Below are 12,119 nucleotides of genomic sequence, written 5' to 3'. Positions count from 1 at the left end.
AGAGATTTTCACACTTCAAGAGGATGGTAAGGAAAACGTTGATAAAACATACAAGAGGGAGAAGAGCTTGAAAAGGCCATTCCTTATGGGGGACATCCCGTGACATGCCCTGTCAGAGCAGTTAAAGATTGGCTTGTAATCTCTGGAATACAAAAAGGACCCTTATTTTGTCCCATCAATCGTCATAGCCAATTGATATTAAAAAACCTCACAGGGCATGCAATTGCCTAATAGTTAAATGCTATTATAATTAAGGAGAAAAACCTTTTGCATATCTATGCATAGGCTAAGGATTGGTTTTGTCACAACATCTGCAAGAAAAAAGTTGCCAGAGCATTTGATCATGAAGCAGACGGGTCATAAGTGTAGTGATACCTTGAAACGATATATTTGTATTGGTGGAACTCGCTTTGATGAAAATGCAGCAGCCTTGGTTGGTTTATAAAGGCTTTCAATACTAGTCGAGTTTTTTCGAAAAACAGATGAGCTTTAGCTTTTTCCCTTCAAGAGAAAGGCTATGTTTAGTCAAAAACTTAAGGTATGCAGCCTATTTTGAACTCAAAAAATTAAAAGAATTGATCATGCATGCGTAACATGAGTTACTAAATGTAGTAGTTTATTTTTCAAAAAATTCTCTTATTTCAGCTAACTGAGATGAGCTCAGCTAGCTGAAATTTGTGCTCAGAATAGGGGCGAATAGTACTTCAACTCTGGCTTACCTAACAGCTGTAGAAACATTATTCCTTTGTTCAAATACTGTCTAATTCTTTGGGCTTTACAGCTTTGATAACGAATCCGCCCCCTTGGTTTTTAATTTTTAAGTAAGGTGAAGTATCGATATCTGTTCCTGCAAATTCATGATGATCGCCATCAAAAGAATCAAAGATAAGCTTCCATTTCCCAAGGGGAAAATCTGCTGCTTGAAGGACCTTCGTATTTCCCCATTTTAAATCTATAGTTTCCGTGAATTGTTCCGTCACAATTTGATCTTGCCACTCTATAAAGCTAATTGTAACATCCATCCATCCTGATTCAGATCCCAAATCCATCGTATTTTTGATTGTTGAACCTCTCCAGAGCACTTGGTCTCCATCATCTGAAACAAAGTCAGGACCTGTATGTCTACCGCCACAAGAAGGATTCGCCTCAGATGTTCCTTTTTTAACATGCCATCCTTCGCTAGGTGTTGCTTTGAAGAGATGATTTATTACATCGTTGTTTCCTTCATTCTTGCGAGAACCAATATGTTGCTTTTGTGTTTGACAAAGGCGCTCTTCTCGTTGAACGCGATCTCGTCTGTATTCAAGAGTAAGAGTGCCAGGGGAGGGAGGCAAGGCTCCAATGGTAAGATGAAAAACAGCAGCTGTTCTACCAAATACTGTTCCCGGATAGTAGGTTTCTAAAGTTCCCTCGCTGTAAACCACTCCCTTAGCATTTTGTAGTTGATTGCCTGGAAAAACTGCGGTCGGTAAAACACTAAACTCAAGTTTCTGTATCGTGATATGAGTAGCTGTAAAATCTTGTCCATGAAAAGTTAACTTAGGGGCATAAGCCTGCTCAGCCGCACGTTCAAAATTTCCAAAAAACTGAAATAAGATAGGCGTTTGATCTGTTCTTAATATGAACCGGGGCAGTACAGTCGTTAACTGAGGACGATCATTATGAAAAGGAAGAGTATTAGCAATCTGTTGAGCGCTGGCAGCCATATTCTTCATCAAAGTAGCATTTCTTGCTTGAACACCACTAACCAAGGTCTCAAGCTGGTCAAAGGTATTACGAGTAGTGGCATCGACGCGATCCATGGTGAGATTTAGTGAGTCTGCATAAGCTACTTTAGCTTGTTCAATCGTTTGGCGCAGTTGTGCCCCGGCTTCCATTTCAAGATGAAGGCCAGCATTTTTCAATTGATCGATAGTTTGTTGAGTCCGATCAAAAAATTGATTTAAAAGGAGACCCGTAGTGATACCTGCTGGAATTGCCATTTTTTTCCTCACATTGAAAAATTAAAAAATTTAATCTAGATATTTTCTAATTCGCTAAGTTTAAGTGGCTTGATTATAAATCCTGTTTTTGTTTCATTTGTTACAATCTGGAGATAAGGAGATTGAGTCGTATCTGCCTTGCAATAGACAGGAGTTGAGCCATCAAACGCATCGAATGTAACATCCCATCTACCCTCTGGGTGATTTAAAGGAATTTCCTTTCCCCAAGCTAAAGTCTCAGGGGCAGGATTGTGATGATTTATTACCGTCTGTTTTTGGGACTGATTTAAGACGATAGAAAACTCCATATGACCCGAACATCCCCACGTTTTATGTCTCGTAGTTGCCTCATAGGTCACGCTGTTGGCATCTGCGCTAACGCAAGCAGGAGAATTGCGATCAGCTGGCTCATCCCCCCTGCAGGCATGCATTTCAATTGAATGCGATTGGATTGTCCAACCACTATCTGCGTGTGCAGAAAAACGAGATCTAATTTGGTCATCGTTACCATGCTCTTTTTCTGAACTAATTAAATGACGTACTCTTCTAGTTGTTGTAGCAGTAACAACACTATCGGTCGTCCAATGCTTTGTGATGGTACCAGGGGAGGTAGGAAAAGCACCAAGGGTCACTTTGTAGATTGCAGTGGATTTAGAACTCAAAGGGATTTCTAAGTTACCTTCCGCAAAGGTAAATTTTTCAGCAGAAGGAACTTTCTCTGAAGTAAAAACAGCATTAGGGATGAGGCTAAACTCTAGTTGATAGGGAGTAATTTTAGACGGTTTGTATTTTATACCTTGAAAACACAATTGAGGCTCTAAATCAGCTTGAAAATTATTTTTGAAATAGCCAGAAAATTTGAAACAAATAGGCTTGGCATCAGATCTTAAGATAAAGCGTGGTAAAAGACCTGTTAATCGAGGTTGGTCTTCATGAAAGGGCAAGCGGTTGAAAATCTCTTGCGCTCGGATAGCCAATTGCTCTAAAGTCTTTGCCGTTTTTGCCTCCACATCAGCTGTCAGTTGCTCGAGATCTGTTAAAATTTCTCGTGCTTTAGCATCTACCTTTTCCAGTTGAGTGCCCAGAATATGGTTATAAGCGACTTTAGTGTTTTCAAGCGTTTGCCTAAGCTGGTAAACTCCCTCTATCTTGGAATAAGCTCCCTGATCTTGATAACTTGTAGCGAGTTTTTGGGCTTTGTCAAGAACCTGATCTAAATGATCTCCAAACGTAATGGATGAAATTTGCATACTTTTACCTCATTTTTATTTATTTTTTTAGGAAAGAGGCCACTGGCATTTGATGAGGCGGACAGTATCGCTCACTTGATCTTTTGGAACCAATTTGAATTGCGCGTTTTCAAATTTTTCTTCCCCTTTCAAATGTCCTTTTAAAGTAATGACGCCTCCACGACGCCATGTAACAGCTAAATCAATAAGGCTATCTTGAACCACTTCAATCTGGTCAGCAGCAATATAAATCACTTTTCCTTTAAAATGATCCGCGGTCAGCTCACTATTAAAATAAAGTGTTGCAATTTGAGTAATCCAAATTTCTCGGGTAGAATTTAGTAAATCATGTGTGTTTTTTAAAATCTCAGACAAAGTTACAGCTTGAGCATTGGCTGTAATGTTGAGCACCTGTTGATTACTTACCACATGAATAGGTTCCATAAGATTCACCCGAATGATTTCAATTAAATCCTTGCACTTGTTTGGATCCTTAATGAGGATTGCTTCAATAAAATTAGGATACTCGAGAGCAACCTTAGCAGCATCAGCAAGGGTTTGCAAAAGGTCGCGTAGCTCCTTTACAGTCAAATCAGCTAATTTTTTGGGTGGTAAGGATTTACGCATGTCATCTAATTTGTTTTGAACTTGATAAGTTTGAAGCGATTGCTCAAAAGTTTTTTTAATTACTTCATGCATCCTTTTGTGCCAAAGAATTTCAATATTACTTTGAATGGACTGGAGTTCTTTGACAATACCTTCAAAATGATCGTCCAGATTTTCCATGTTAGTTTTCTGTGTACTAATTTGATTCAACTTATCCCAATAAACAAGGCTTTGAGTTAAGGTATCGGTCAGTTCTTTAGAAACTTTTACGTAATTTCCAGAAGCAAAATGAGACAATTCCTGTTTCAAATCCTTTTGCCATTGTTTGATTTCATCCAAATAGGCTCTAGTCTTTTCAACTAAAACCTTATCAATTTCAGTTTTTATTTTTTCTGTTTGTTCGTCCCAGTACAGCCCTAGTTTATTTTTTAAAACTGTCAACGTTTTCTGTACTTGAAAGATGATCGAATTCCGGCTCATATCTAATTTAGATTCAACTTTTTCTGAAATAGGATAACCAAATTTTTTATGGATATTTGTGTCGTAGGAAAATGCATTGATAGTTCTTAGTATTTCTTCGCGATTTCCTTTTGCATTTGGTCCACATGGATCGCAGATAAACACTCTTTGACCTAATCCTGCATTATCTAAAAAATTAGCTTCAGCAATTTCGCCGCAAAAAATCCTAAACTCAATTGATTGATTTCCATCTTGCAAGATCTCTTCTACACTATCCTGTAATACTTTTTTGATATCATGTAACTTATCGGCTCGCATTGTTTTTGTAATCACAAATAGTACTGCTCTTTGGTGGATCTTAAAATCTTGTAGGAGGAGAAAAAGGAATCGCATGTCGTCAATGATTGCTTGTCCTCTCGAAGCTTTCAAAGCAAAACAATCGATAAAAAACAAAAAACCTCGAACGGATTTAGCCTTATCGAGGACACCAATAATGGATAACGCATTATAAATTTCTACCGATTTTCCGCGTGTATCACGAAAACCTGGGCAATCACAATAAGCCAATTGATTGTCTGGATCTTGCACTACCAGAGGATAACTCGTCTTTGAAATGCGCTTATGACCGATAGAGGTAGCAGGATCTTTAGCAATAATCACATTTTCAATCACGCTTTCAATACCTAAAACTTCTTTTGGTATAGATTTTAATTCTCGCTTCAATAAAAAATTGATTGTTGTGCTTTTTCCTACACCTGTATTTCCTACAAAAACAACAACGTTTTGTCCATTTGCTCCTGCACTCGCGGCCAACCCTGCTTCAAAAAGCTCATCTACTTTGGCGTTGATATCCTCTTGTTTTTCCCCTATATTTCCCAGCTTCTGTGCCCTAAGCGCAGACAAAGAAATAGTTTTATATTTAGCGCAAATTTTGGCAATTTTGGAGTGGATCTGAGAAGCAGTAAGCTGCAGGCCATAGGTGTTTTGAAAATCATTACTGGCTAAGATTTCATCCAACCTTTCTGAGAAAGGCTTAGGATGACTCGTTCTACTCTGAATAATTTCACTAATCTCTTTTGTATAAGGGATAGCAAGAATCTCGATCTTTCTCTGCAACTTTGAAGCATTAATGACTCCTAATTTATACTTCCTAAATACGATTAGAAGCTTTTTCGCTGGTTCCGAATTGACTCCAGCTTGTTGGAAAATAGCGTCAATAGCAGGGAGATAACTGATCATACTATCTCCCAAGTACAATTGAACCTTTCCCCCGACTACTGTTGCCTCCGCTTTCTTCAAAATTCCACCAATATTGTCATTTCGAACAATATCTGCAATTGCAGTATACGAAGAGTTTAACGTTATCATAATTACCTCTGAAATTTATAAAATTTTAAATCCTATATAAAATTATTTAAAAAAAATTTACAACTTAATTTTTAATAAATGTCTGTTAATGTCTGTTAATATTTCTATATAAATTAGTTCGGCTATTTGCTAAATCCAGCTTGTCTCCATAAGAAAAAGCAAGATAAGAAATAACTGTCTTCCATTCCATAATGGAAAGTTCCATTCTTTGATATATCTGTTGTTATCAAGAAAAGGACTTTAAATAAATGCCCATTGCTGGGGAAATAGCTATTCTAAATTGCCTATGTAGCGACTACTGCATTGGTCGTACAAGTGAGTCGGTGAATTGGATTAACGCTAGTTTGTTGTGTGACCTGAACCCCAAAAAACGGTCCATATTGAAATAAAATTTATGCTATTCTTTAACAAAAAAGGAATAAGCATGAAAAAGTTATACAGAAGAACAAATCATTAAAATCCTAAAAGAAGTCGACTCTAGAATACCTCTTGCAGAAGATTGTCGCAAATACGGAATCAGCACAGCTTCATATTACATGTGGAAAGATAAATTTGGTGGTATAGGTATCTCCGAAGCTAAGCGATTAAAAGGGGGTTTCAGCCATCAATACATCAGATACATTACCTGATGTAAGTTGAAAAGCTAAAATTTCCCCGCTGTCATTAATCATTATGTGTAATTTGAAACCGTGAAACCATCCTGAAGTGGCCTTCCCTCTTTTTGCTAGCCCTGTAAATACCTTATTTCGCGCAATTCTTTTATGATGACATACTGCTATTGATGTAGAATCAATAAAAGCTATTCCCGTCACTTTACCTTTTCTGTGCATGAGGTAAGCACATAAAGAAACAAACATAATTTTTCTTTAGGTAAACGAATCGATCATAGCTTATTAGTTTTGGAAATTCATTTCTTAAATAGAAATTAAGGTAGTTATAGAAATGTTTGAAAGTTCTGTCATTTGACTGATGAAATAAAACGATGATGGTCATCATTTCAGCTGGAAATAACACAGATTCTGGGCCCTTTTTGCACTTTCCAAATTTTATAAGGTGTTTTTCCCCTTCTTGCTTAAAAGATTTCCAGAAATCATCAATTGTACAATAGAGTTCAGTTACCTCCATTTTTGACCTCTCATGATTTAAGTATGGTTGTAGTAAACAATGCTTTTAAATCATGTTGAGGTCTTTTGTTATTCAAATTTTATGTATCTTGTTTAAGCCTAAACACCTAAACCAAAAGTTCAGGTTACTAAAAAGTTTTTCGACATATTTAATCAATAAAATTACTTTAAGGGATCGGTTCCCCGAGTGGTAAAATCCCCTCTATAAAATTATAAAATGTATGACTGCTCCATAAATAGTAGGACAACCACATTCTTTTTGCTTAAATACTTAAAAAAGCGTCATATCTTAAAAAACCCGATAGAATCAATGAGCATGCTTAAAACTTGAGTTAATGTCTCAAAATAACTAGGAATTAGTCACTCATTTTGAGCTTGTTCTTAGACGATTTCATAAATAGCTGGATAAACGGTAGTCGTAAATTTTAAAAAATGGAATTTAAATTAAAATTTATATACTTATTAAAAGTTTATTTACCTTCCAATTTTTTTTAAAAGCCAGGGGGGTGGGAAAACGGCAAGTTTAGGTTTTAACCCTTTTTCTTGCGCCTTTTTATGCATTAGAGCTACATTAAGTTTTTTTAATCTTTAAATTTATTTGGTGAAAAATATGAGCAGCCATCTTCAAGTTTCAGTGCCTCAACCTCTCGATTCTGAGCAAAAGCAAATCATGAAACAAATAGCAAATACCATTCGAGGTCTTTCGATGGATGCTGTTCAAAAAGCAGATTCAGGTCATCCAGGGCTTCCAATGGGATGTGCTGAACTTGGTGCATACTTATATGGTTATTATCTTAAGCAAAATCCCAAAAATTCTAAATGGCTCAATCGTGATCGTTTTATTTTATCTGCTGGACACGGATCTATGTGGTTATATTCTTGTCTACACTTAGCTGGTTACAAAATCACGTTGGAAGACATCAAAAATTTCAGGCAGCTTCATTCCCCAACTCCAGGCCATCCAGAATCATTTATGACGGATGGTGTGGAAACAACGACGGGGCCTTTAGGGCAAGGTGTAGGTAATGCTGTCGGTCAAGCACTTGGATTTAAAATTCTTGGAGAAAAATTTAACACAGAAAAGCATCCCATTTTTAATAATAAAGTTTATGTGTTAATGGGTGATGGTTGTGTAATGGAAGGGATTTCTTCAGAAGTATCTTCATTAGCTGGTCATTTAAAATTGAATAATTTGGTTGCTATTTATGATGCGAATCACGTTTCTTTAGATGGACCGTTAGCAGAAAGTTCTTCAGAAGATACTAAAACTCGTTATAAGGCTTATGGTTGGGATGTATTTGAAATAGATGGAAACGATATTGAAGCTATTGATACTGTATTTTCTCAAATTCGACACTATCAAGAAAAGCCTTGTTTAGTTATAGCTCATACTATTATTGGGAAAGGAGCCCCGAATAAAGGGGGGACTTATAAAGCCCATGGATCACCTCTTGGAGTAGAAGAAATTAAAGCAGCTAAAGATGAACTGGGCATTCCTCAAGAAGATTTCTATGTTCCTCAAGCTGTCATCAACTACTTTCAAAATAAGCTTGTTTCCGATGCAAAAGAACAAAATGAGTGGAAGCAAATATTTGAAGAATGGGCAAAAGAAAATCCTTCTAAATTCCAAGAATTAGAAGTCATGCTACATCACAAACTTCCCGACGATTTCGAGCAAAAGCTTCAGCATCTGATGATTAAAGCTCCAATTTCCGGACGTAAAGCTTCTCAAGAAGTTCTCAATAGTTTAGCAGATATGATTCCTCAATTATACGGAGGGTCAGCTGATTTATCTTCATCCGATATGACAATGTTAAAGAAGTTTTCTTTAATTGCTCCTAACGAATTTCATGGACGCAATATTAAGTTCGGTGTACGAGAATTTGGGATGGCGACAATAGCGACTGGTCTTTATCAAACTGGAATGATTCTTCCATTTGTAGGAACTTTTTTAACTTTTTCTGATTATATGCGTAATGCAATTCGCTTGGCGGCTTTACAACATGCACAAGTTTTTTATCAATTTACCCATGATTCTATTTTCTTAGGGGAAGATGGGCCTACTCACCAACCTGTTGAACATTATGCAGCTTTAAGAGCTATTCCTCAACTACAAGTAATCCGCCCAGCAGATAGTTATGAAGTAAAAATGTCTTGGATTGCAGCTTTGCAATATAAAGGCCCTACGGCTTTGATTTTGTCTCGACAGAATTTACCTGATTTAGCTGGGACAAACATTCCTTATGTTGAAGGAATGGGAAGAGGGGCTTATATCGTAAAAAAAGAAAAAGGAAAGGCTGACTTTACTTTAGTTGCAACTGGCTCGGAATTGAGTTTAGCGATGAACGTAGCAAATGAATTAGAAAAACTTGGTAAAAATGTCCGGGTTATTTCTATGCCTTGCTGGGCTTTATTTGAAAAGCAACCTATAGATTATAAAGAAAGTCTGTTTGGTGGAGATATTGGTAAAAGGGTCAGTATTGAAGCTGGTGTTGACCTTGGATGGCATAAATACATTGGCCGTGATGGTATTGCAATTTGTATGGAACATTTTGGAGCCTCAGCTCCTGCGGGTGTATTAGCAAAAGAATTTGGTTTTACCGTTGAGGCTATACTTGAACGTATTTTATAGTCAAAAAAACGCACCTAATTCTGTTGTTTCAAATATCATTAGTAGTTCATTTAATGATCGACTACTTCAAGCCCTGCAATGTCGCAATAATTCCAGACCTCCCGTCTGGCTTATGCGACAAGCCGGGCGCCATTTAGCTTCTTATCGAGCATTAAGAGAAAAATATTCTTTTTTAGATATGTGTCACAATCCAGAATTGATTGCTGAAGTTACCTTATTGCCTATCGAAGCTTATCAAGTCGATGCAGCTATTTTATTTTCAGACATTTTAGTCATTCCCGAAGCCTTAAAAGTAGGAGTTCGCTTTGAAGATAAGGTAGGACCTATTATAGAAAAACCTATCACTAACCTTCACGATATTGAAAAACTTGCGATGCCCGAGGATCTTACTTCTCTTGAATTTGTCAAGGAAGGAATTAGATGTTTACAACCCCGATTAAATGTTCCTTTAATTGGTTTTTGTGGAGCACCCTTTACTGTGGCAAGTTATATGATCGAAGGAAAAACTAGCCGAGACTTCAAAAAAATTAAACATTGGATGTATCATGAGCCGCAAGGATTTCATACTTTACTTCGGAAAATAGCAGATTGGTCGATTGCTTATCTCAATATGCAAATTGATGCGGGGGTACATGCTTTACAGATTTTTGATTCTTGGGCAAATACTCTTTCTTATCGTCAATTTCAAGAGTTTTCTTTAAATTATTTAAAGTACATTTTAAAAGGATTAAAAAAAGATATCCCTCTCATTTTATTTTGCCGAGGATCCTCGGTTTTTGGCCCAGATTTAGCTTCCATTAAACCCGCAGCTGTTGGATTAGATTGGAATTGTCGGGTAAAACGGATGCGTGATGTCATTCCTTATCCCATTGCTTTGCAAGGAAATTTAGATCCTGATTTGCTTTATGCACCTTTGCCCAAAATCAGGGAAGAGGTAAATGCTTTATTAGATGAAATGGAAGGAGATCGAGGGTTTATTTTAAACTTAGGGCATGGCATCTTTCCTGATGTTTCTGAAGAGGCAGTTCGCACTTTAGTTGAAACTGTGAGGGAAAGGCGTGGTTAAACATATCGTGATCTTAGGTGCTGGAATTAGCGGACTTGCAACAGCATGGTTTTTGAAAAAACTATTAGGATCTTCCGTTCAACTTACTTTGTTAGAAGCAAATTCAAGAGCCGGAGGATGGATTCAAACGATTCATTCTCAAGATTTTTTGTTTGAGACAGGTCCACGCAGTTGCCGTTCGAAAGGCTCTGGAAGAGAAATGCTTCAACTCATTGAAGAATTAGGATTATGTGATGAAATCATTGGGGCACATTCTTCTGCGAACCTTCGTTTTCTTTATTTTCAAAAAAAATTACAGCCTTTACCCAGTTCCTTTTTTCATATTCTTTTTAACCCTCTTGTTAAAGGATGGCTCAAAGCGGTTTATCGGGATTTAAATTCTCCAAGGTCGTTAAAAGAAGATGAATCTATAGAAGAATTTTTTAGCCGACGTATTGGAAAAGAATGGACCTCCCGTTTAATTGATCCATTTGTTTCAGGAATTTATGCTGGAGATTGCAAAAAATTATCCATGAAAAGCTGTTTTCCTCTTTTTTGGAAGTGGGAACAAGAAAACGGATCTTTAATTAAAGGGATATGGAATCAAAAAAAAGAAAAAAAATCCTCTAGCGCTTTTGTTTCATATTGGATGAAACAACCTCTTTTTTCCTTTAAGCAAGGAATGGGATATTTAATACAATCTTTCGTGCATCAATTAGATGCTAATATTCATTTTTCTTCTACTGTGAAAACGATTGAAATGGAAAAAGAGGGGGCCACAGTTGTTTTAGATAACGGAAAAGTTTTTAAAGCTGATCATTTGATTTCTACTTTGCCAGCTTCAAAATTGGCTCCTTTACTTGGTTCAGAGTTTAGTGAAACGGCTTCACTGCTACAGTCTATGGAATCAACCTCTGTGATGGTTGTCAATTGTGGTTATCGTCGACCTGTTTTAAAAAAATCTGGCTTTGGTTATTTAATTCCCTTTCAAGAAAAAGAATCAATTTTGGGATGTGTATGGGATTCAGCAGTGTTTCCTAAGCAAAATTTTTCTCCTGAACACACTCGCTTAACAGTTATGATGGGGGGAACTCAGCACCCTCAGATAGATGATAGGCAAAAAGGATTAGCCCTTGCATTATCTTCTATCGAAAGGCATTTGGCGATTGATTCTGTGCCAGATGAAGTTTATGTTTCTTTAGCCAAACAGGCGATCCCTCAATATCAAATTGGACATTACCTAACTTTAATCAATTTATCTCAATCCTTATCTCTTTATCCCCAATTCACTTTTACAGGTCATTCTTTTGACGGGGTTTCTGTGAATGATAGAGTTTTGCAAGCCCGTTTATTAGCCGTTAAAATTGCAAAAGGTTTTAACATTTAGCAGTTGCTTTATGTGATTGCTAAAAAATAAATGAAAGCTTATTATTAAAAATAATAAAAATCCATTATTTCCAATTTCCTAGAAGTTAATAATTTATAATCAAATTACTTATTTAAACTTTTTTTTTGCAAAAAATAGAGATGCAAACTACATTTGGGCACAAACAGTTGATTGCTTTCAAATTCATTTCGCTGACTTATATAATTGAATTTTGAGAGTGAATTTAATTGCAGCGAAAGAGTCTTTTGCACTTTATTCAATGGTTCAATGATAATAGACCATCATTA

At 36.6% G+C, this 12,119-nt stretch carries 9 protein-coding genes and 1 pseudogene; 6 read left to right on the top strand and 4 right to left on the bottom strand.

Going from position 1 to position 12,119, the window contains the following annotated elements; translation table 11 throughout:
* The first annotated feature begins 99 nt into the window (after positions 1–99).
* Positions 100–231: a site-specific integrase gene (locus tag PC_RS11870; RefSeq protein WP_269474213.1), complete on the top strand. Its 132-nt coding sequence runs from the start codon at positions 100–102 to the stop codon at positions 229–231.
* A gap of 46 nt (positions 232–277) precedes the next feature.
* Positions 278–445 carry a site-specific integrase gene (locus PC_RS11770; RefSeq protein WP_232086072.1) on the top strand — a complete coding sequence of 56 codons (168 nt, stop codon included), beginning with the start codon at positions 278–280 and terminating at the stop codon, positions 443–445.
* A gap of 304 nt (positions 446–749) precedes the next feature.
* Here the strand turns inward: PC_RS11770 and PC_RS07285 are convergent, their stop codons facing one another.
* Genes PC_RS07285 through PC_RS07275 form a run of 3 tightly spaced genes read right to left on the bottom strand, consistent with a single transcriptional unit; the run spans position 750 to position 5,644 of the window.
* Positions 750–1,982, bottom strand: a complete 1,233-nt coding sequence (locus PC_RS07285) for a hypothetical protein (RefSeq protein ID WP_011176064.1) — start codon at positions 1,980–1,982, stop codon at positions 750–752.
* A 35-nt stretch (positions 1,983–2,017) separates the two neighbouring features.
* Complete coding sequence (locus PC_RS07280) at positions 2,018–3,232, bottom strand: hypothetical protein (RefSeq protein ID WP_011176063.1); 1,215 nt, start codon at positions 3,230–3,232, stop codon at positions 2,018–2,020.
* Positions 3,233–3,259: 27 nt separating this feature from the next.
* On the bottom strand, positions 3,260–5,644 hold the full coding sequence (locus tag PC_RS07275; protein ID WP_011176062.1) for a GTPase: 2,385 nt from the start codon (positions 5,642–5,644) through the stop codon (positions 3,260–3,262).
* Between the two features lie 449 nt (positions 5,645–6,093).
* Here PC_RS07275 and PC_RS10620 point away from each other — a divergent pair, with 449 nt between their 5' ends.
* A complete protein-coding gene (locus PC_RS10620; RefSeq protein WP_079890435.1) occupies positions 6,094–6,273 on the top strand; it encodes a transposase in 180 nt (59 codons plus the stop codon).
* Here PC_RS10620 and PC_RS11385 read toward each other — a convergent pair.
* Positions 6,238–6,769, bottom strand: a pseudogene (locus PC_RS11385) (IS982 family transposase); the annotation flags it as partial. The gene PC_RS10620 and the pseudogene PC_RS11385 overlap by 36 nt on opposite strands.
* 609 nt (positions 6,770–7,378) lie before the next feature.
* On the opposite strand from PC_RS11385, the gene tkt reads away from it, so the two are divergent.
* Genes tkt through hemG form a run of 3 tightly spaced genes read left to right on the top strand, consistent with a single transcriptional unit; the run spans position 7,379 to position 11,832 of the window.
* Positions 7,379–9,400: a transketolase gene (tkt, locus tag PC_RS07265; RefSeq protein ID WP_044045188.1), complete on the top strand. Its 2,022-nt coding sequence runs from the start codon at positions 7,379–7,381 to the stop codon at positions 9,398–9,400.
* Positions 9,384–10,466 carry a uroporphyrinogen decarboxylase gene (gene hemE, locus PC_RS07260; RefSeq protein WP_232086071.1) on the top strand — a complete coding sequence of 361 codons (1,083 nt, stop codon included), beginning with the start codon at positions 9,384–9,386 and terminating at the stop codon, positions 10,464–10,466. Before tkt ends, hemE begins: the two co-directional genes overlap by 17 nt.
* Positions 10,459–11,832 (top strand): protoporphyrinogen oxidase, encoded by a 1,374-nt coding sequence (gene hemG / locus PC_RS07255; RefSeq protein WP_011176058.1) that lies wholly within the window; start codon positions 10,459–10,461, stop codon positions 11,830–11,832. Before hemE ends, hemG begins: the two co-directional genes overlap by 8 nt.
* Positions 11,833–12,119 lie beyond the last annotated feature (287 nt).

The organism is Candidatus Protochlamydia amoebophila UWE25, from assembly GCF_000011565.2.
Classification (GTDB): Bacteria; Chlamydiota; Chlamydiia; order Chlamydiales; family Parachlamydiaceae; genus Protochlamydia; species Protochlamydia amoebophila.
The sequence above is the reverse complement of the archived record's forward strand: the minus strand, read 5'-3'. Positions and strand labels throughout refer to the sequence as shown.

Excerpts from the sequence above, each read along its gene's own strand:
- PC_RS11770 (WP_232086072.1), top strand. The coding sequence starts at position 278 with ATGCATAGGCTAAGGATTGGTTTTGTCACAACATCTGCAAGAAAAAAG.
- tkt (WP_044045188.1), top strand. The coding sequence starts at position 7,379 with ATGAGCAGCCATCTTCAAGTTTCAGTGCCTCAACCTCTCGATTCTGAG.
- PC_RS07280 (WP_011176063.1), bottom strand. The coding sequence starts at position 3,232 with ATGCAAATTTCATCCATTACGTTTGGAGATCATTTAGATCAGGTTCTT.
- PC_RS07285 (WP_011176064.1), bottom strand. The coding sequence starts at position 1,982 with ATGGCAATTCCAGCAGGTATCACTACGGGTCTCCTTTTAAATCAATTT.
- PC_RS07275 (WP_011176062.1), bottom strand. The coding sequence starts at position 5,644 with ATGATAACGTTAAACTCTTCGTATACTGCAATTGCAGATATTGTTCGA.